We start from the raw sequence: 22,228 nt of genomic DNA, 5'->3' as shown, positions 1-22,228 counted from the left end.
AGTTAATTGTATTTAAAAGGCCACTTCCAATTGTTCATCAGAAACAAAAGGATTTCCTTTTACAAGGCGAGCTGCATTGACACCTAAAGTACGTAAGCTATCCGGATATTGACTGTAACCACTGAGTCGGTAGATAAATTGATGCGCTGGTATATTTTTATAGGTCAATACAATAGCCTGTTCATCAACGCCTATACCTACAGATAAAGCGGAATTACGAGATGCTAGATCAGCCAATGCCATATGCGTACCACTGTGGGACTCAATGACAACTGGTAGACCTTCCTCTTCAATACCATGTAGAACGGGTTTTAGTACATCCTCACTGATATGCTGTGTAGCATATAGCAATATGGTTGGCTTGCTGATGATACTTTGGTCCATCATAGGCCTCCCTTCTGTGCATAGGATAATACCAAACCTGTTGCTACCGCATTACGTGCACCTTCAACGCCTCGAATATTGCCTCGACCTGCTACTAATGCATATTGTGAAAGTGCATCGGTGACGAGTTGAGGAATTTCAAAGTCTAATGCAGAACCACCTACGATAACTACGAATGGTATATCTCGCACATTATGAGTAGGACTAACAGATGCCAAAGCACGAAGAGAATTTGTTACAAACACCCGTTTCTTGGCGGTTTGACGAACACGTTTAATCGTTTCTAGTGGGATATCTCGCTCTACAGGAACAAGCCCATCAGGAGTGACAATAACAACGCGGCCAAACAATGCTGCCGGAAGTGGTTCATTAAAGAACTGCACCGTTCCATCTTCGTGACGAATGTGATATACACTGAGTACTTGAGCCAATGGATCTCGTTTAATAGATTCCGCAATATGCATATCCTCTAAACCAAGCTCGGAGTTGATTAACATTGTTACCATATTTCCTGCACCTGCAAGATGAATGGCCTTAATTTTTCCTTCTTGATTGATGATAGATGCATCGGTAGAGCCTGCTCCTAAATCGAGTATGGCCATTGGTTTGGCTGTCCCCGGTGTAGTCAAAGCGCCTAAGATAGCTGATTCAGCCTCTTCGCCACCGATTTCAACAGGAACGCCTAGCTCTTTTTCAACCTGCTTTGCAATGATTTCCATTTGTAGATGATCTGACTTAACCATGGAGGCAATACCTACGGCTTGTTCCATAGAGAATTCACCTGCAAGGCCACCCTTTACATTGATAGGAACAGCTACATCTACGGCTAGCAAGTCTTGGATGAATACATCTCGGGGTGATTTATTCGTCAATTGCGCCATTGTAAGGCGAACCTTTTCAAGCATGCCACCTACGTTCGTACCTGCTTCACCACTGATATCATCGATAGGATGAACCGATTCGAGGGTTTTCATAATCCTCTCTGCCCCAGCAGATACATCGACGGATACAGTTCGGTCATTCCCCATAACAATGATGGATCCTGCCGGTATTACCCGCTCCTTAACGTCCCCTGCCGGTGTTTTGATAACTACAGCTGAGCGATTTCCGATAAGAGCTCTAGCGATAGGCACAATATTCTTTGTTTCCTCTGGTGAAAGCTCAAATACAGTGGCAATTCCATAAGGATTTGATAATTGTGATACCACTTGCCCCGGGTCTACAACCTCTACCGCAGAAAGCATGCCCATTGGGATTTTATCGATATACGCAACCTCGTCTACGATAGGAATTTTATGATCCAATCGATTGTTAACGAGTACGCCGTCATCGGCTTGAAGGATGGCAGCTCGAATATCATAACCTCGCTTACAGTACGCATTAATTAGCTGTGCTACCAATTCAAAATCGATAATCTTTGGAGCTACCACGATGTATGGCTGACCTTGTGGCTTATCAATCAGTTGCTCAATGGGAACTGTATAGCCTACGCCAAGGCCTAAACCACCTGGAGTTTTAGGATTGTGACCAATCATGGTAGATTCTGTAATTATGGTTTCTGTAATCGTTTCCATGGCTACATCACCAATAACTGGTGTAGCCTCATTAATACGAACTAAGTCAATGTCTCGTAGAGTAAGATTAGCAGACCTGATTAGCGACTTGAGGGCATCCATGAGACCTACGATATTTTCGCGTGTTCCTTTAATACCTGTGGTACTAGCGATTGCAGAAGATAAGAACTTTACCTCGCCATTGCTATGAATTTCGGCCAAGGCCGCTTCTGTTGTAGAGTTTCCGATATCGATGCCAACAATTCGTTTCATAATGACATCTCCTATAGGTTAATTATCACCTTTAAGTTTTTTACGACGTTCGTAATTTTCTGCAGCTTCTCGTACAAAGTTTGCACAAATTGGAGCCCCTAAACCATCAAGTTCGCTAGCAATATCTAACAGTTCTTGTTTAGAAGAACGATATGGACGAAGTGCATTGTACATTTCAAGTAAACGTTTATCACTTACCTTCGTCATTTCTGCAGCGCGAGAGAAGTTGAGTTCAATTTGATCTCGGCCCCCAGCCTTAGCAATTTGACCTTGAGCTTTTAAAATAGATGGAGAAATTTTTAAATCGTCCATTGTGATATGTCCGGCCATTACGTTATCCATCGTAATATGGCTTAAGTCTCGACCTTGACCAAGATCAATCCATTCTGGATGTTTTTTAGCAATCGGATAATCTTCGATTGTAACTACTCTATCTACTGTATTAGTTGTAGATGGTGTATGAGGCGCTGAATACTGTGTTGTACTACCTTTCGCCCCTTCTATTTCAGATACGATCTGCCGAATTAAGGCTTCTAATTCGTTAGCCATAGTAAACCTCCTTATACAGTGACACGAACTTCATCAGCTGGCTTACCTTTTACTACATGCTTAGTTTCCTTGATATGAAGCAATGCAGATAATGCTTGGTATTTTGGACGAGCCATTTGATCGTTCAATGTTGGTACTGGTGTTGGGGATTCGCCCTTAGCATATTTAGCAGCATTTTTACCGATAGCACGGTATGTTTCAGCTGTTAATAGCGGTGCTTGAGGGAATAATTCCAAATTTGAAAGTGGTTGTAAATCGCGTTGGTGAATCAAAGTAGTACCTTTAGATTGAATACCAATACATACGCCAGATCCAGAAATAGAATCGCCTTCAACGGCTACGGCCGCTACGTCAGAGGAACGATACACGCGAATTACACGAGCTTTTAAACCTTCTTCTTCGATACCAGCTACTAATTGGCGAATTACCTCTTGATGCGGTACACCAACGATAGTTTGTCGTTGACTACGGCCAAAGGCAGGGCCAACAGCAATAACTACTTCATCTGCGCTTGTACCAGGTTGTGCAGGACCACCAGTTTGGAGCCAGCTATCGTCACCAGTTGGATCTTCATGTCTAGGAGCCGCACTTGGTGTTGTGCTTTTACCAGCACTAGCCTTGAATTGTGGTACTTCATGAACACCACCCATTTCTTGTAAAACGTCTAGGATAATAGAACGTAATACATCTCTGTTAATTTCAGCCATCATGACACCTCCTTATATATCCCGTGGATCAATGGCGTTTGGAATATCTTTAATGCGTTCCCAATCTTCACCTTCCACACGATAACCTGTGCCAACACCTTGATAGTCATTTCTATTGTTAATCGCGGAGATAACGTTGAAATCACGGTCAAAGATGGCCGATGTTTGTAAGTAATCGCCGGAGATTTTTTGTTTTAATAAGTTCAAAATACTTTGTGCTACATCTTGATGACCTTCTTTAGCTAAGCCTTTTACAAAGTCAACGCCTGTAACACCGCGGTTTAACAAGTCTTGAGCCGCTTTAATATCTGCAACCTTATCGCGAGGAGGCATATCTTTAGAGCCATTTGCATATGTAGCAGCCTCTACCTCTTGATCTGTAATTGGAGGCAAGCCTAATGCTTTGAACAAAGCTTGTAGTGCACGAGCCGCTTTATTACGAACCGTTACAACTTCATCTTCGCGAGCAGGGATAAGACCGCCATTTACCTTAAGGTCACGTTGAATAACTGTCCAGTCATCATAGTCCTCTGCATCCCAGTTGGAGCCAGCAAACATGTTGTCATAGTTTGGTGTAGAGCTATAACCAGAGCAGATAAAGTCAGTACCTGGTGCAAATTGCATCAATGTACGAGCTGTTCTACGCAAATCAGAATGACTGAATGTTTGGTCATTACTAGATGCACATTCTAGGTCGAGCATAGCTGCTACAAGGTTTTCTGCTAATACAGCGCGGATACCAGAAGGTACAGCTGCTGGAATACCGATACAGCTTACAGAACCATTTTGAATACCTTGTACGCCAGCGCCTTTTGTAATATATAGGCAGCGGATTTCAAGGTACAACATAGATTTACCTTCTGCTTGTCCCATTTGTACTTCAGAACCTGTACCAGAGGTGAAGCGCATTTTAAGACCACGAGATGCATAAGCAGATGCGAGGAATCCTTTAGACCAAGGTGTATCATCACCATCGGTAAATACGTCTTCTGTACCATATACGGAAATTGTTTCTGCATAGGCTGTAAAGCCGCGCATGCCAAGTTCCAATTCTGTCGCTTCTTCCAAGGAGCATTGTGTCAATACACCTGGTCGACCACATTGAGAGCCTACGAGTAAGCTAATCGCATTGAGTGGTGCGTAACGAGCAACGGCTACTGTTGTTTCTTCTTCTGCGAACCCACGAAGTGCACCTTCCGCAGCATCGGCTGCGATTTGCACTGGATTGTCGTTTACGTTCGTTACATGGGCTTGGTTAGCCATTGTACGACGAGCACGCATTTTTTGCATACATTGCATCATTTCAACAACGTTCATAGTAGAAACAACTTCCAACATTTTCGCTGGAGTAATAGATTTACAAATCTTAACGATTTCTTCACGAGGTACTGATGGTGTAAGCATCATATTAGCAATCTCTTTTGAATCCTTTGCCATCGCTTCTTGAGCACCATCGAGAACGATACCGTAATTTGCAATAAATGTATCGATAAGATCAAAATCTTCGCGACGTTTACCATCGAGTTCAACGATGCGACCACCTTCGATTTTGAGGCTAGGCTTTGGATCTTGAGGAGATTCCATGGCTATAAAACCTTCCTCTACCCATTCCTTTACATAACCATCCTGATTGACAGGACGTTGACTTAAGACTTCGAAACGTTTTGATTTCATAGGGCATACCATCCTTTCAGATTAGATATAGGAAGGGGCTCCGTTCACTGGTTCGTCACCCATCGTACCGAGCAATTGTTTACCTACTTCACGAGCAGAAATAACCGCTTGTCGTACAGCTCCAGAATCGCCAGAAATCTGTAAAATTACTTCGTTAGAATTACTTGTACCTGCAGAAGGAGATGCATAACCGATTACATCAACGTTTGCAGATTTGACAGCTACATCGGCCATAACTACACCAATAGCTGCTGGAGCACCTACGATAAGACCAAAGGCTTTACCTTCAGGAGCGCCAAATGCTGCATTTACTGCATGACTAGCGCGTGCTGTATATTGAAGTTCAATATGACCAGCATCGTTTGCGTATACATCGCCAAAAGTACGTTCCACTTCGGCTAATGCCACTTCAATAGCGCGTTTAACATCGGATACATCATCACCACCAAAGATGATAAGAGAACCGTGACCTGCGCCACCTTTAGTATCGCGAGGTAATTCAATGCTAACAATTTCAGTATTGGTTGCTTTTACTGCTTCATCAGCAGCCATAATGTGTGGGCCTGCACCAGTACGAGCACCTAAAATACCGATGGAACGATATTTTTTCTTTAGTTTCATCGCATCTAATACTTGTTGATCTACGTTAGCAATTACGAGACCAATAGTATCACCAGTTTTACTAGTCCCTACAAATTCAGTTAATCCACATGTTGTCGCCATAATACCCTCCATACGTATAATGAAAGTATCTATGTACAGAAAACTATGTTGCGGTATACCATTTTATATTTTTTATCATTTCTTTAATCATTCATATGTATGCAACCCTAAATTCTGTACACCATATATTACTATAGAGCATGCCTTGCTATTCAGTCACAACCCATCGGACTCAATCCTTTCTAAATACATGTACTATAAGGCTTTTATCTATCTTTATTATAAAAATTATTAAATGCAACTTTTTTATGTATATTCGTAAAATGCGATTTTTCTATTACTAAAATACGACAATCCTGTTATACTTATACATATAGAAGCAAGAAATAACGTAATTTTATAGGTATATGAATTTTAGGTGGTATGTCACTTTTCTCTTTTCTCAGGTTTAGAGCCTACCCTTTAGATAGAGAGCAAGTAGAGCTATTTAGCGGTGTGCTTACTAGCCCTCTTAACACATTTGTGATTGGAGGTTTTACCATGATTTGTACGAATGAAGATACTAAGCTTATCAATGAAATCATGCGCGATTTCACAAACATAACAAAGATTGCTGCTATTTTTGTTAATAATCGTGGAAAAGTGTTATCTCAAGAATATAACTTTTCTCCATTTTGTAAGGTCGTAAGGCGCAATCCAATCTATGCCAAGCGCTGCAATCAATGCGACTTATATGGTGGCCTAGATGCTACAAAAGAACTATCATCCTGCCCGTATCGCTGTCACATGGGCCTTATAGATTTCTCTGTGCCCATCATGAAAGATGGCGCCATCTTAGGCTTCATCATGGCAGGACAAACAAAAACAGAAGATACAACGATCAAACCTATTCTTCCGACCCAAACCGATTGGCATGATGACACCAAACTTCGAGCCTTATATCGGACCTTACCAGTTTTGACAGCCGAACAAATTTACAGTGCTACAAAGGTTTTACGGATTTTGGTAGAACACTACTTCCCATTTAACGATGCCATAGCAGAAGAGATGCCTTATGAACAATTGCCAGACTTTGTGGAGTCTGAACGACCTATTAATCGTCCAGAAATTCGAAAGGCTATGTTATATATAGAAAAAAATCTGAGCAAACGAGTGTCGCTCAGAAGGATTTCGGAACATATTCATTTAAGTGAGTCCTACTTCTCTAAGATTTTTAAAGATGATACGGGACTTTCAGTAGTGCAATATATAACACTATTGCGCATACAAGAAGCAAAAAAACTATTAGTATATTCCCAACTAACAATTAATCAGATCAGTAAAACATTGGGCTATAACAGAACTAGTTATTTCTGTAAAATTTTCAAAATGGCTACCACTGAAACACCACATTCATATCGAAAAAAATATGCAAAACCAATTGATGCGTAATATAATAAAAAAGGCGTAACACCATTGGTGTTACGCCTTTTTCGTATCTATAGAGTTTGTCATGAGAAGGTATTGTATCAGATACATATGTTATTAACGATCAATTAGAACGCTGGGATGATAGCTCCCTTGTAGTGTTCTTCGATGAACTTCTTAACTTCTGGAGATTGTAATGCTTTAGCTAATTTTTGGATAGCTGGTTTATTTTCATCACCAGGGTTAACAGAAAGAAGATTTGCATATGGAGAGTCAGCTTTTTCTACGAATAAGCCATCTTTTGTAGGATTAAGACCAGCTGGCAACGCATAGTTAGCATTGATTACTGCTGCATCTAAGTCTTGGATGGAACGAGGAATTTGAGCTGCTTCTAACTCAGTAATTTGAATATTTTTAGGATTGCTAGTTATATCAAATGGTGTGTTAGTCAAACCAGTTGGATCTTTCAATGTTACTAGACCAGCACTTTGCAACAAGAGAAGTGCACGAGCACTGTTTGTTGGATCAGATGGAATTGCTACTTTTGCGCCATTTGGCAAGTCTTTCAAATCTTTAATTTTTTGAGAGTAGATAGCCAATGGTTCGATGTGAACTGGTGCAAAGCTTACAAAGTTTGTACCATGATCTTTATTGTAGTTATTTTGGTAAGGTACGTTTGCAAAGAAGTTTGCATCTACCTCATGGCTAGATAGAGCCATATTTGGTTGGATGTAGTCTGTAAATTCAACGATTTGTAAGTCTACACCTTCCTTAGCCAAAATAGGTTTAACTTGTTCTAAAATTTCAGCATGAGGTACAGGATTTGCTGCTACCTTTAATACCTCTTTAGAGCCACTAGAGCTCGCGTTATTTGTGGAAGAGCCACAACCACTAATCAATAAGGACGCACCCAGTACGGCCGTCGCTGCTAATGCTAACCATTTTTTCATGTAATCCTCCTATCTACGATGAAAACCTACATCTCGGACGAGGACTCATACGTATACAACATTCGTAGATATTATAATAAATCTATTTTTCTTATCATGTATCTACATTTGATTATTTAATATTTTCGATGTAGTAAGTATATCAATTTAATTCCTACTCGTATAATAGATTATATATATATATTAATATAACTTTAATCTATAGCAAGATAAGAGTAATTACATTTAGCTATGCCAAGTACATAAAAACGGTACTAAGCTGATTCCCCGTACTACTAGGTAATATACCTAATAAGTTCAATCAAACTTAGTACCGTTATAAATATCGCTCTATATAATAAACAATCTAATCAAAATCAAAAAATCAACTTATTGAGTTGACATTGTTTGCTCCACAGAAATAGTTACAGGTGCTGATAATTTAGCCTCTAACCAAGCTTTTATTCGTTTCAAATCTGCATCAGATATAGTAGATGTAGTATGAATAATCACCATATATCGACTCGCTTTAGGCTGTTCTAGATTATCTATTAAAGGCATGCCTTCCACTTTGCTTACAAACGGGAATAACGCCTTTGCTTCAGCTTCTGTCGTTTTCATAGTATTTATAGTTTCACTTACTAATTGATAAGTCGGTTGGTACAGATTAATCAAGTTTTTATATGTTCCAAGATTCTCTGAAGATTTATTCAAGTTCGTCTTATCCATAGTAGATTTTTGCTCATCTACGCTATTAACAAATCGTAATGTATAAGGTTGCAAGTACTCATCTTTCTGTAACTTGTCATCCAACTGGGCTTGCTCCTCTGAAGTCACAGGAGCTCCTATAACTACTATGTTTACTAGCTTATTCGTTTGATCCAGTGAATAATCAATCACTTGTCGACGTCCCTCTTGATTAATATCATTCTTAATAAACTGCTCCATATGATTTGACTCAGAATACTTGATGGTCATATCATAGCCTGCATAAATACTTGGTATAGCCATAATAAGACCAATCACGAGAAATATTAGCTGGTTACGACGATTAACCTCTTCTGCTTGTTTATGGAATGGCAAACTATATACACCCTTTAAAACAATAAAAGCTGCAAAGAAGATGAAAAATGCATTTATAAAGAATAGATAGCCAGCCCCAATGAAATAGTGCCAATTTCCATTAGCCAGTCCATATCCTGCCGTACATAGTGGTGGCATAAGTGCAGTCGCAATCGCAACACCTGGTATAACATTATCTAAGGTCTTACGCGTTTGCCCAATAATCCCAGCTAACCCACCAAATATAGCAATGAATACATCAAAAATATTCGGTTCTGTACGTGCTAATAGTTCAGATGTAGCCGCCTGAACGGGAGAAATATAAAAATATAAAGCAGATGCCAAAACAGCAATCGTAACCTGTAAGGACAATCTTAAAATACCGCTTTTTACAACTGTAAAATTAAGCGTAGCAAAGCCAAAACCAGTTGCTAAAATAGGTCCCATCAACGGTGATATAAGCATAGCACCAATAACAACTGCCGTACTATTCATATTCAACCCAATAGAGGCGATAAATATGGAGAGAATCAGGGTAACCAACGCAGGTCCCTTAATCTTAGCCCCACCTATCAACCTTTTAGCAATAGTTGCATCATCAGCGCGCTCAAAATGTATATCAAAGTATTTATTTAGTTCCATTCTTTCTCCTTATAATTTCATCAAATCTGCAAAGGTCCCTACGTTTACAAACATATGCTGTGTAGTTTTGAGCATTTGTACCATCAAGATGGCCCCCGTGCCTTCCCCCATCGACATTTGTGCTTGAATAGGAACCATGTCTTGTGTAATATCTAACTCTGCTAAAGCTAGCTCTGTGCCTTTTTCTCGAGAGTTATGAGATGGCAATGCATAATCCTTAACACAATCATTCATATGTACCGCACAAGCTGCTGATACAGCTGTAATAAAGCCATCAATGACAAAGGGCTTTTTAAACTCAACACAAGCGAGCATAGCCCCAAGAATAGCTGCAATATCAAAGCCCCCTACATGGGCTACGATTTTACGAACTCTTTCAACTTCACTGACAGAAACGATACTAGTCTTATGCTTATCTAATACAGCGCGCACAAAACCAATTTTTCGTTTCATCAAATCTGGTTTATTCGGCCAAGAACCAGGTCCTACTGTTTCAGTGGGATCAGCTCCAGTTAAGGCAGACAACACACAGGCAGAAGTCGTCGTATTACCAAGTCCCATTTCACCAAAGGAAAAAAGATTTATCCCTTGCTTTACATAATGTTGTACCCGTTCATAGCCAACTTGAAAGGCACGATTAAATTCATCCTCAGTCATAGCAGGATGATTTAATATATTCTTTGTCCCCTTTGCGACCTTGCGATCCACTCCGATGCCATCATCTGAGGCAATCCCTACGTCCACAACCTCATAGGGAATATTATTAAAGTTACAAAATTGCGTCGCCGACGAGCGACCCAAGAGCATATTACGCGACTGCTTTTGCGTTACCTCATAGTTATAACCTACATAGCCTTCCATATTACAACCATTATCGGCAGAAAATATGATATGCTGAGGTCGAATTTCACCACTAATCTCGCCCCAAGCCTTACAAATCTTGCGGAAATAATCCTCCCACAAGCCTAGGCCACCAGGGATCAGGCATTTTGGTTGAAGAAATCTATTTAATTGTTCCTCAATTGGTAATACTGACTTATCTTTCATTCTAATCTCTAGTCTGCACAGAATATGCCAACTAGCCTTCTATTAATTCGATATTATTCTATATAGAAGTATAACACAAAACTCATATCTAGTAATGTGAGGTTTGTACTAGTACTCATATATACGAATTATCCTCTCATCAGGGAATAATCTATGCTTTTTAGCCTTAAACTCTGGATTGTTATTAGAATCAAAATATTCAATCGTGTTTCTTAACTGCTCATGAGTAAAAGGACTCGTACTTGGATTATATACCAGCTGATTAAATACAGCATACCGTCCATCATATGCAGCAAATAGTAAATTAGATTTCTTATCTGGATTGTATGAATCCACTAACATTCCAGGCAATCCATTATTCCATACCGCTGAATAAGTAGGATTTTGTAACTCATCAAAGATTCCCCACATACGCCAATATACTTGCAATGTGTGATAGAAATTATACTCTTTATCTACAAGTACTTTGTTTTCTATATCTTTACTATCAGGATGATCTACATCTAAAGGAATAATCTGAATAGAATACCAAATATCTCCTATCTCATACTCTATAAAAATATTGTTATCTAACATATAGAACATCTTCAACTCTGCACCTTTTGGAATGCGGAATGTCATGCCTTTACGAGTAATTGTGTCTGTATATGAATCTATATCCTTTAAACTCTTCTTACAAGGAACCTTCCTTCCCACTGGATACGATAAAAGAGTAGTCTTTTTCTCATCATGAATGAGCTTATCCGTTGAATGATACAATCTGCCCCGAACTAAACTAACTTCTTCAGCATACGTTTTTTCTTCACGTAAATACCCCTTAGCTATGTCCTCTGCCTTCATTCTTTCCAAATGTCTTTGTAAATCAGCTTCAATCTTATCATTAGTTTGTTCACTACTAACGCACTTCTCTTTAGCACTACCAGAAATATCACTTTGAGTAACCTGCTCTTTTGCATGTACTTGTGAAACCATAAGACTTAGCATTAACAGTGCAGCAATGTATGAATATATTCTTTTCACAATACAACTCCTTAGCTTTATAACAACCACTACAATCAACTTCAATCTCTACTAGTATTGTACCTTTTAATACTTGTAGAATCATCAAAGGGGCTGTAACAAAACAGCCCCTTTGTTCCAAATTTTATATACAAACTCTGCCCAACTCTAATGATACATATCTATATCTACAGTAATCATTCGCGTTCGTTCCGGATTAAACATAAAGTAAATCACTCTTGGCTGGTCATGATCAAAGTTATGGTAAACAACATATACTACATATTTCTCAGCTGATACTCGAGTGCTATAATAAAAATCTTCATTAGGATCATCACCGACACTCTGGCTGCCATCAATTAACCAGGGAAATAATTTCCAGTTTTGTCGTTGAATAGTGATAATCTCATAATAATTCTTTATGTCACTAACCAATACATTTTTATTTTTTGGATATGTAAACGAATTAAGTACTTCAACTGTAGTATCTTTATCCCTGCCATTTATAAACGAATACCAAGCATTAGATTTAACAGTTTCCTCATACCTTGAAATCGTTGCTTTATCACCATCTAATACTAAACAGCTTTGATTCCCTCCCATTCCAATTACTTCAGCAGAAGAAATCACTTTCAAACTCTCAGGTAAAAACTTAGGTGCTTGTAATGGAGACGGAATATACCCCGCCTTAGATGAAGGCCATGTAAAGTGCCATCGTTGTGTATCATAATGGGATATCCCTACAGCAGAAAATACTAAAGTAACAGCTAATGTAGGAAGCATACACAGAAAAAAGATTACATAAAAATATGTTAAAAATCTTTTTCGTATACCTTTCTCACTATCAATTACTTCACATTTTTCAAACAACAATACAATCGTAGCTACTAACAAAATCAGATAGTATAACCCAGAATATGATATCTCATCCGAGAACAGAAATGTTAATACCCAAAGAGTTATAAAAAACCATATACTCTTTCTATAAGGTGCGCCAAAAAACAATTTCTTTAGATACATTAAACACTGTCGCATTTATGTTCTCCACAACAATACCCAATCCAATTACTTTGATTGATAAAACACAGCCCGTGTCCCATCATTACTAATCAAAAGTTCCACAAAATGTGGCCTTTTTGTATTCCCATCATCTACAAATACATATAGTCTATAATTTTTAGTAGAATTATATGTGTCCTTCACCACTTTTTTCGTTTCTTTTCTAGGTGCAAAGCGTAACCACTCTATAAAACTCCGTTGTGGTAAGTTTAGAGGTTCCTCCTCAATACTATCTATGAAGCGGTAACTGTTAGGATGAGATATAAAACGCTTTTTCTCCCCAGTGTCTAAATCACGCAATACATCATCCGCATCAATTTGCGCTGTATAGGCTGCATATTGTTTTGCGATTGCCTCATATTGAGCAATTACTTTAGGATCTCCCTCTAAAACTACATAGCGATAAGGATATGCAGTAGCCCAAGCAACATCCGTTCGTACCATAGATACTTTATAAATACCTTCTGGAAGCTGCTCAGGAGATGTAAGACCTTCTGGTAATTCCTTATTATTAGGCCATCCTCGTTTCCAATCAGTTGTACTGTACTTAAAATCCTCAAACTGATCAACAGTTGTATTAAGATCATATTGAACCCAATCAGCTACGAGCCAAGATATACTAAGGGTTATGACAATAAACAAAGCACAAGCCAATCGGCTATGGGCACTTTCAGATATGGACTTTTTCTTAAACCGCCGATATTGTAGAAATACACTCGATACTATGGCTATGCCAAAAACAATGTAAGTAATTGGGGCTATGTTAAATAGCACTACTACAATTACAAACAACACGCATAGCAGAACTGTTAGTAGGCCATAAAATCCTTGGAACAAAACTCTCTCCTATTATGACAACACTTAAAATAACTTCAACACTTAAAACATCTTTTTATACAACGCTTCTATATCTTTACGACTGATTTCAGCTACTGTATTAGCAATATTTCCTGTAGCTACAACGTATACATTATCTACAAGCCATGGAATGTCTTTTTTCGTAAAACCTAATTCTGTAAGGTTTGTAGTAAGGTCTAAGTCATGTACAATCAAGCGTAATGCTTCGCCTAGTTCGGAGGCATCTCCGTGGTTGAATATACGAGCCAAGGCGTCAAATTTATCAGGGTTTGCACTCCATGTGTATTCCACAGCAACAGGTTCAATAACGGCAAGACCTACGCCATGGGTAATATCTCTAAGGCCACTGGCAGGATGTTCCATACCATGTGCTAGTGTTACACCGGCTGTGTTGATAACCATACCACCAATTGTGCTAGCCAATGTAACGGCCTCCCAAGCCTTTATTAATTGAGTTTCGTTAAGAACCTCTGGTTTGCCTTCAGCCGTCGCTTTCACATGTTTATATAGTGGTACAAGGTATTGTGCTAATAAGGTTACAGCATAATGAGCTAACGCATCGGTGAAAGGTTGTGCTGTTTTAGAGGTATAGGCCTCGATGTTGTGGCATAGTGCATCAAAGCCTACAGATGCCAATACATGAGGTGGCATTGTACCCATTACAGCAGGGTCTACAATAGAAACCTTTGGCACAATAGCATTGCAGCGTAAGGATTTCTTATCACCTGTTTCAGGATTAGTAAGAACACCAAAACCGTTGCCTTCAGAGCCGGTACCACAAGTCGTTGGAATAACAATAAGAGGCAATGCATTATCACTAACTTTACGGTTGAAAATATAGTCGTTAATATCGCCTTCATTCACCGCCATAAAGGCAATCCCTTTGGCACAGTCCATGATGGAACCACCGCCGATAGCAATAACCATATCACAGCTTTCAGATTTAGCTAACGCAGCGCCGTCTAAGGCAGTTGTGGTCAATGGATTGGCATCTACTTGATCAAACAATACATGACCGATATGTGCTGCATCAAGCTTTGCTACCACCCGGTCATATAAACCAGATTTTTTGGCACTACTGCGACCAGTTACAATAAGTGCTTTCTTGCCATACGGGGCAGCAAAATCAGCAACATTATCTACTTTATTCCAACCGAATTGGATGTTTACAGGTAAAAAATAAGAGAATTCCATGTGATAACCTCTTTTCTTTGAAAACTAGTTCTTAGTGTTATTGTAAAGGATATTTAAAAGCATGTAAAACCTCATAGGGCTTTCACCAGAAAACAGGTATACTAATAATAAGAGAGGTATTTATATTTATATTTATAGAGGGAGAGAACATCTATGAAATTTGCCATTAAACATTTATGGTCTTCGCTGAGGGACCTAGCAACGCAGTCGCCTATATTACTGGCATTAATTGCCATATTTTCATGTACTCCGTTGTATATTGAACAAGATTGGTTTGCCGAAATCGACATTAAGCTATACTCACTGTATTTCTTTATCGTTATATTACAAAGCTATATAACAAGGGCTCGAAAGTTTTCCGTTTTATATACCTTAGTAAGTATCGGAATCAGCGTTGGCCTTTATATGATTCACGAAAGCTACGGCTACGTGCGAGGTATTGAACTAGCTACGGAAAATATATCGTACCTATGGCTGTACTCCATGATTGCCTTGTATTTCACATCGCCTGGTGAACACTACATCGGTGAAATCATTAACCGCATCAAACGGATTGGCATCACCCTTGTTACGTCTACGCTATATAACATAGTTATCATCATGAGTTTATGGTTCTTCTTCATCATCGTGGACCAACCATTCAACTTTGAAGAAACCATTTTTAAGGTACTCGCATCCATTAATATATTCATTTGTCTATCTATGGTATGTTCTTATAAAGAGGATCCCGCAGGTCCGCCAGCACCAAACTCATTTTTTACTGTTGTATTCGGCATCATCTTGCCTAAGGCGTCCATTATTACAGGCATTCTAGCTAATATCTATTTAGTCTTTATCCTGTTAGGGCTTCGAGAGGATACGCGTTTCTTCTACACCTACTATCCGTATGTAGCCATTTTCTACCTATTCTACTTGGCTAGCTTTAGATCTAGTGAAAGTAGCAGAACACAGCAAATCCTATGCTTCTTGTTTATTACACTAACTACACTGTGCTTAGTTCTTATCGGTAAACGTGTGATTAATGAACCAGTGCTCTGGCTCAATACGATTTACGTGAGTGCATTCAATTTAATCTTCTTAGTACACAATGTATACTCTCTTGTGAAGGGTTTAAAACCATCGGTACACACAACAGTTATGGCTCTTGCCTTAGGTACTGTTCTCTTAACGCCATTCATAGGCTATACAACGTATCGTGAATTTGTGACCTATACTAAAGTCGATGGCGAATGGCATGCAAGCCTACCAATAGCTGCTACCTTTGATCCTAACTTCACGGACTATGGCACACCATATGTCCCTGTAGATGATTTAAAACTGCCAGATACCAACCCAACAAACGGCAGACGAGTTGAATATATTAATTTTGATGCTATAACTGCACCAAAGATTATTTCGATTGCAGGATACGATAAATACATTGAAAACATCGAATTAATAGTCTACGAAAGAGACCTTAAGGAATACGAAGTAGAATCTGCCAACTTCGACTCCATCTCCTTCAAGTTCCTCAACAAAGGCCTTGATTTAGAGGTATCTCTACCAAACGGTGTGACAGAGGTGCATCATATTTATGATAAGTTCCTTACAGTCGATAAAACAGCTATCGATCCTGTCGTTATAGAAGGCAATGGATATAAGCTATTGATTACGTCGTACTTCATAAACCAATTCGATACACGTAAACTTAAATTTAATGTACTTTATAATTAAGCATATAATACAATATAGTAATAATTACAACATCATATATAATATGACAAAAGCAGTACCCCACAGGGGTACTGCTCTTATTATTATCCAAGCTTTGTAAGGATATCTTTAGCAAAGTCTTGGGCCGCTTTAAAATCGTCTTCATTTGGGTGTACTGCAGCTTGTTTGTGACGTGCATCGCGATCAGCAGATTGACCGTGGCTATGCCCTTTCGGGAACATCTTGTACATCATTTCGATAACCTTAGGATCTACCTTACCTTGACAGATGAAGGTTCCTACAGGCTCTACGCCATCGGATAAACAATTTGCTGCATTGATTAAGCTCTCCTTAGCATGTGCCATTTGCGGTGGTACGCCAGCTGTTGCAAACAGAGCAATGTGAGGGTTATGTAATATGCCTAGTACATCACGGGCCTCTTTATTAGCTGTCCCTTTATCCACCCAGAATCCTGCAAATACAAGATCGTAAGATGATAAATCGGACGGCACTTCTTTCATAGATACACATGGTGTACCTGCAGGCAATACACTAGTAATAGCCTCTGCCACTTGTTTAGTATTTCCCGTAAGGGATGAGTATATAACAATAGACTTCATGTCTTACCTCCTAATTAATATATATATCTATTATAGGACATATATAGCAGGCGTTTAATAAAATAAATCACAATAGTATATAGAACGATATAGAACGGAATTTTATATACTGCCACGTACTATTTTACTATTCACAAAAGAGATACATCATTCAAAATCATCATATATGCTCTTTATATAGTACTTTCTAGCATTTATAACTATATCGATAAATTTAAGCATACTAGATTTATAAATTTCTAAATGTCAATATTGAATGTATAGAATTTTTTAGCTATAATCGTAACATAATGTATAAGCTCAATAGGAAAACTACAACATATAGTAGTTTCCTTATTTTTCTGATTAGACTTAACTTAAAGATATTTTATACTTTTCAGTCTAATCTTATATATGCTTAGATTAACAGTTTTATTACTTTTAAGACTCAAGGGGAACAGTAATGGAGATTATGATCAAGAAACGGGATGGCCATTTCGAGCCTTTATCCGTTGAAAAAACGAAACGTATGATTGCCTTCGCATGTTTGGGGTTAGATTCTTGTGATCCACTAGAATTGGAGTTGGATGCGAAGTTACAATTCGTTGATGGCATGACTACTAAAGAAATTCAAAAAACTTTAGTACAAACAGCTATCGAAAAGGTTATCTCTAAAAAAGACGACGGCTTCGGCAACCAAGTTAATAAAATGAACCAAGATTGGCAGTTTGTAGCAGCTCGCCTCTTCTTGTTCGATCTCTATAAAGAAGCAGCTATCACTCGTCGTTATAAAGCATTCGGTTATGGCAACTTCCCAAATCTTGTACACATGCTTGTAGAAGAAAAAAAATACGCTGACTTCTTCGTTACAGAATATACACCTGATGAATTGCAAGAGTTAGGCGATTACATCAAACCTAAGCGCGACTACCTCTTTAACTACGAAGGTCTTAAATTATTGGCTGACCGTTATTTGGTAAAAGGCTTCAACAAAGAAATCTACGAATTACCGCAAGAACGTTTCATGGCTATCGCTATGCACTTGGCATTGGTAGAGGGCGAAAACAAAGTAGAATACGCTAAGAAATTCTACGATTTGATGAGCCAGTTAAAAATGACAACAGCTACACCTACATTGGCAAATGCAGGTACACCATTCCATCAGTTGTCCTCTTGCTTTATCTCTGGTGTAGATGATAACTTATGGTCCATTTACGACGTAAACAGCAAGTTCTCTCGCGTATCTAAACACGGTGGCGCTCTTGGTATCTACCTTGGTAAAGTTCGTGCATTGAACTCCGATATCCGCGGTTTCAAAAACTCCTCTGGTGGCGTTATTCCTTGGATTCGCTTGTACAACGATACAGCTGTTGCAGTAGACCAATTGGGCAAGCGTAAAGGTGGCGCTACAGTAACACTTGATATTTGGCATAAAGACTTCTATGAATTTGTAGAACTTCGTACAAATAACGGTGATGACCGTCGCAAAGCACACGATATCTTCCCTGCTATCTCTGTTCCAAACATCTTCATGGAGCGTATGATCGGCCGTGAAAACTTCACCCTCTTCGATCCTCATGAAATCTTAGCTGTAAAAGGTTATGCCTTAGAAGACTACTACGATACTGATGACAATAAGGAATTCACAAAACGTTACCTTGAATGTGAACAAGATCCTAACTTACACGGTATCGAAGTACCTGCATTAGACATGATGAAAAAAATCATGCGCTCCGCTGTTGAAACTGGTACACCGTTCATCTTCTTCCGCGATACTGTAAACGCTGCAAACCCTAACAAACATGCAGGTATGATTTACGCATCCAACTTGTGCCACGAAATCGCACAAAACGTTGGTTTCACTAATCTTGCTGAAGAAATTATCAACGAAGACGGTACTATCACTACGAAAACAAATACAGGTGACATGGTTACATGTAACTTGAACTCCATCAGCCTTGGCCGTATTACTGACGAAGAGTTAGAAGAAAATATTGCCCTTCAAATTCGAATGCTAGACAATGTTATCTCTATCAACCAAGCGCCAGTGCCAGAGTCTCGCATGACGTCTGATAAATACCGCGCTATTGGTCTTGGTACGTCTGGTTACCACCACTACCTCGTAAATCACGATATCCAATGGGAATCTGATGAGCACATCGAAGTAGCGGACAAATTGTTCGAAAATATCGCTTACTATGCGATCAAAGCGTCCATGGAATTGGCGAAAGAAAAAGGCGCATACCCTGCGTTCAAAGGTTCCGAATGGGAAACTGGGGAATACTTCACACGCCGTGGCTACACATCTGATCGTTGGAAACAATTAGCTGCAGACGTTGCTAAATACGGTATCCGCAATGGTTACTTGATGGCCGTAGCTCCTACTGGTTCTACTTCCAACATTGCGAATACAACAGCTGGTATCGACCCTATCTTTAAAAAATTCTTCATCGAAGAAAAGAAAGGTTCTTTCACACCAAAAACTGCTCCAGATTTGAACAACAAAACATTCTGGCTCTACAAAGAGGCGCATACAATCGACCAACAATGGTCCATCAAAGCTTGTGGCGTCCGTCAACGTCATATTGACCAAGCACAATCTTTCAACTTGTACATCACTCCTCAAATGAAAGCGAAAGAAATTCTAGACCTTTATATTGAGGCGTACAAACAAGGTATCAAAACAATCTACTACATCCGTAACCAGTCCCTTGAAATGGATGAGTGCACTAGCTGCTCCTCCTAATACGAGATGTGTATATAAGTCTGATGACGACCTATAGCAGTATAGGTCGCATCGTTGTATAAAGGAGTCCTACTATGGATAAAAAACTGATCTTTAACGAACATGGTGAACGTGGCACGCAATCTATGATTGGTGGCAATACCACAAACCTTCGCGAATGGAACCGTATCAAGTACGACTGGGCTAACCAAATGTACCGTACAATGCTCAACAACTTCTGGATTCCTGAAGAGATTTCCTTGAATGAAGACGTTAAGCAATTCCCATACTTAACAGATTACGAACGCCGTGCATTCGACAAAATCATTGCGTTCTTGAACTTCCTTGATTCCATTCAATCTGAAAACTTGCCTAACTTGAGCCGTTATATTACAGCCTCTGAAGTGGCATCCTTATTGAATATCCAAGCATTCCAAGAAGAAATTCACGCTCAAAGTTATTCCTACATTTTGGATACTGTAACGAACCCTATTACACGTGACAAAATTTATGACGAATGGCGTACAGATAAAACATTGCTTGAACGTAACCGTTTCATCGCCGATGCATATCAACGATTTAGCGATGATCCTAGCGAAGCAAACCTTATTCACACAATCATTGCAAACTATATCTTAGAAGGTATTTACTTCTACTCTGGCTTTAGCTTCTTCTACACATTGGCACGCCAAGGTAAAATGACAGCTACATCTACAATCTTCAAATACATTAACCGCGACGAAGTAACTCACCTTGTATTGTTCCAAAACATCATCCGCGAGTTACGTCGTGAACGCCCTGACTTGTTCACTCCTGAACTAGAAGCGAAAATCACTGACATGATTCGTCAAGGTGCAGAAAATGAAATCGCATGGGGTCAATACATCACTGATGATAAAATCCTCGGCCTTAACAATGTTCTTATCGAACGCTATATCAAATACCTTGCCAATATCCGCTTAGAAGCAATCGGCTTGCCTCATCTATATCCTGAAATCAAGGATAATCCAATGGAATGGATCGAAAGCTTCTCTAACTTGAATAGTACAAAAACAGACTTCTTCGAAGCAAAAGTTACAAACTATACAAAAGCAGCGGCATTCGATTTTGATGATTTAGAATAGTAACAAAAAAGATAAAAGAAAAAGTGATTCTCCCATCGTGAGAATCACTTTTTTTCTTTATAAAGGTTATTCAATTAATAACTGTTAGCCAGCTGTATATGGGCCGAATCGACCTGCAAATAGGTAGGAACCCATTTTACCAAGTTTGGCAGCAAAGAAAGAAGCCACGAGACCTAAAACAATCATAATCCATGCGTTATCAGCATTCACACCGTCAGCGATAGCGATGTAGGCTTGTGCACAGGAAAGAATAAAGTAGATAATGGTTAAGTAAATCTTTGCTTTAGGGATTTTAGATGTTCCTGTTTTGTAACGTAATTTACTACCAAAATAACCAGAAATACCACCAATGATAACGAGAAGTGGTAAAATCATGGCTGCTAATGAAATTGCAGAGAATAATACATTGGAAATAGATGGAATCAACAAAGCAATAACAGGTACTAAGAAAGAAGCTACTGTTGCTACGATTGGGAAATGTACCGCAATTGGATGAAAATGAAAATCTAGCAATTTTTCGCGTGTTGGATTAATGCGACGTGGTTTGTAATCCATCCAAACTGTTGGAGGGAAACCACATGCTGGACAAGGTTGATCCCTGTACTTAGCTTCCTCAATATATCCGCATACACGGCAAATTATCCAGTCTGTACCTTGATCAGGTGTTGGTTTAGCTGCGGTAGAACTTGTTGCTGCCGTAGCTGCTTTTTGTTCTGCTGTCATAATGAAATCTCCTTACTTAAGAAATTCTATGCAATCAAATAACGATTATTATTTATACACCTATATTATATCATAATTCTCTAAGTAAACAGTAAAATTTATATCCTTATTTATAAATTAAATATATTGTTGTACATATGTAACTATAATCAAGAGCAGCAGCATCTGATTTTGATAATTTAGAATAAGGATAATTAGCTTTCTTATAACATTTTAATAATATAAAAAAGGAAGCATTTCACATTCTTTAGTGAAATGCTTCCTTTTTATATCCCCAAGCCACCCTCATCAAAACAGTTGACACATGGTAATACATTATAAAAAATAACTATACATTTATACACAATAAGGGCCTACACGATACA

At 38.9% G+C, this 22,228-nt stretch carries 19 protein-coding genes; 4 read left to right on the top strand and 15 right to left on the bottom strand.

The annotated features are described in order from the left end of the window. Positions 1–12: 12 nt before the first annotated feature. The 6 genes from LKD20_RS07070 to pduB are packed head-to-tail and all read right to left on the bottom strand — an operon-like array spanning position 13 to position 5,863. On the bottom strand, positions 13–387 hold the full coding sequence (locus tag LKD20_RS07070; RefSeq protein ID WP_227721298.1) for a glycerol dehydratase reactivase beta/small subunit family protein: 375 nt from the start codon (positions 385–387) through the stop codon (positions 13–15). After that, positions 384–2,210, bottom strand: coding sequence for a diol dehydratase reactivase subunit alpha (locus LKD20_RS07065; protein ID WP_227721297.1), 1,827 nt, complete (start codon positions 2,208–2,210; stop codon positions 384–386). The genes LKD20_RS07070 and LKD20_RS07065 overlap by 4 nt, the downstream gene beginning before the upstream one ends. An 18-nt stretch (positions 2,211–2,228) precedes the next feature. Next, positions 2,229–2,759 (bottom strand): diol dehydratase small subunit, encoded by a 531-nt coding sequence (locus tag LKD20_RS07060; protein WP_105089792.1) that lies wholly within the window; start codon positions 2,757–2,759, stop codon positions 2,229–2,231. Between the two features lie 11 nt (positions 2,760–2,770). After that, on the bottom strand, positions 2,771–3,469 hold the full coding sequence (locus LKD20_RS07055) for a propanediol/glycerol family dehydratase medium subunit (RefSeq protein WP_227721296.1): 699 nt from the start codon (positions 3,467–3,469) through the stop codon (positions 2,771–2,773). Positions 3,470–3,478: 9 nt separating this feature from the next. Next, entirely contained in the window at positions 3,479–5,140 is a 1,662-nt protein-coding gene (locus LKD20_RS07050) for a propanediol/glycerol family dehydratase large subunit (protein WP_227721295.1), read from the bottom strand. Between the two features lie 21 nt (positions 5,141–5,161). Beyond that, entirely contained in the window at positions 5,162–5,863 is a 702-nt protein-coding gene (gene pduB / locus LKD20_RS07045; RefSeq protein WP_038124004.1) for a propanediol utilization microcompartment protein PduB, read from the bottom strand. Between the two features lie 480 nt (positions 5,864–6,343). Between pduB and LKD20_RS07040 the strand changes: the two genes are divergently transcribed. Then, positions 6,344–7,234: a PocR ligand-binding domain-containing protein gene (locus LKD20_RS07040; protein ID WP_227721294.1), complete on the top strand. Its 891-nt coding sequence runs from the start codon at positions 6,344–6,346 to the stop codon at positions 7,232–7,234. A gap of 104 nt (positions 7,235–7,338) precedes the next feature. Here LKD20_RS07040 and LKD20_RS07035 read toward each other — a convergent pair whose 3' ends face one another. The 7 genes from LKD20_RS07035 to LKD20_RS07005 form a co-directional block, all read right to left on the bottom strand. Continuing rightward, a complete protein-coding gene (locus tag LKD20_RS07035; protein ID WP_060924427.1) occupies positions 7,339–8,160 on the bottom strand; it encodes a MetQ/NlpA family ABC transporter substrate-binding protein in 822 nt (273 codons plus the stop codon). Positions 8,161–8,529: 369 nt separating this feature from the next. Beyond that, positions 8,530–9,843: a DUF389 domain-containing protein gene (locus LKD20_RS07030; protein WP_349226936.1), complete on the bottom strand. Its 1,314-nt coding sequence runs from the start codon at positions 9,841–9,843 to the stop codon at positions 8,530–8,532. Between the two features lie 9 nt (positions 9,844–9,852). Continuing rightward, entirely contained in the window at positions 9,853–10,890 is a 1,038-nt protein-coding gene (locus tag LKD20_RS07025) for a nicotinate-nucleotide--dimethylbenzimidazole phosphoribosyltransferase (protein WP_227721292.1), read from the bottom strand. Positions 10,891–10,998: 108 nt separating this feature from the next. Then, on the bottom strand, positions 10,999–11,910 hold the full coding sequence (locus LKD20_RS07020) for a hypothetical protein (protein ID WP_227721291.1): 912 nt from the start codon (positions 11,908–11,910) through the stop codon (positions 10,999–11,001). A 147-nt stretch (positions 11,911–12,057) separates the two neighbouring features. Then, positions 12,058–12,924 (bottom strand): hypothetical protein, encoded by an 867-nt coding sequence (locus tag LKD20_RS07015; protein ID WP_227721290.1) that lies wholly within the window; start codon positions 12,922–12,924, stop codon positions 12,058–12,060. 30 nt (positions 12,925–12,954) lie between these two features. Beyond that, the gene (locus LKD20_RS07010) at positions 12,955–13,785 is read right to left on the bottom strand and encodes a hypothetical protein (RefSeq protein WP_227721289.1); all 831 of its coding nucleotides are present in this window, start codon (positions 13,783–13,785) and stop codon (positions 12,955–12,957) included. Between the two features lie 42 nt (positions 13,786–13,827). Then, complete coding sequence (locus LKD20_RS07005; RefSeq protein ID WP_227721288.1) at positions 13,828–15,000, bottom strand: iron-containing alcohol dehydrogenase; 1,173 nt, start codon at positions 14,998–15,000, stop codon at positions 13,828–13,830. 153 nt (positions 15,001–15,153) lie between these two features. Between LKD20_RS07005 and LKD20_RS07000 the strand changes: the two genes are divergently transcribed. Continuing rightward, the gene (locus tag LKD20_RS07000; RefSeq protein ID WP_227721287.1) at positions 15,154–16,713 is read left to right on the top strand and encodes a hypothetical protein; all 1,560 of its coding nucleotides are present in this window, start codon (positions 15,154–15,156) and stop codon (positions 16,711–16,713) included. Between the two features lie 83 nt (positions 16,714–16,796). Here the strand turns inward: LKD20_RS07000 and LKD20_RS06995 are convergent, their stop codons facing one another. Then, on the bottom strand, positions 16,797–17,312 hold the full coding sequence (locus tag LKD20_RS06995) for a flavodoxin family protein (RefSeq protein ID WP_227721286.1): 516 nt from the start codon (positions 17,310–17,312) through the stop codon (positions 16,797–16,799). A 442-nt stretch (positions 17,313–17,754) separates the two neighbouring features. On the opposite strand from LKD20_RS06995, the gene LKD20_RS06990 reads away from it, so the two are divergent. Then, positions 17,755–20,037: a ribonucleoside-diphosphate reductase subunit alpha gene (locus LKD20_RS06990; RefSeq protein ID WP_227721285.1), complete on the top strand. Its 2,283-nt coding sequence runs from the start codon at positions 17,755–17,757 to the stop codon at positions 20,035–20,037. 74 nt (positions 20,038–20,111) lie between these two features. Continuing rightward, positions 20,112–21,140, top strand: coding sequence for a ribonucleotide-diphosphate reductase subunit beta (locus tag LKD20_RS06985; protein ID WP_005375612.1), 1,029 nt, complete (start codon positions 20,112–20,114; stop codon positions 21,138–21,140). 84 nt (positions 21,141–21,224) lie between these two features. On the opposite strand, the gene LKD20_RS06980 is transcribed toward LKD20_RS06985, so the two are convergent. Beyond that, the gene (locus LKD20_RS06980; RefSeq protein ID WP_024065613.1) at positions 21,225–21,863 is read right to left on the bottom strand and encodes a hypothetical protein; all 639 of its coding nucleotides are present in this window, start codon (positions 21,861–21,863) and stop codon (positions 21,225–21,227) included. Positions 21,864–22,228 lie beyond the last annotated feature (365 nt).

The sequence above is a fragment of the Veillonella fallax genome, assembly GCF_020687175.1.
In the GTDB taxonomy this organism is placed as follows: domain Bacteria; phylum Bacillota; class Negativicutes; order Veillonellales; family Veillonellaceae; genus Veillonella; species Veillonella fallax.
Note: the sequence above shows the minus strand (reverse complement) of the source record. Positions and strands in the feature narration are given on the sequence as shown.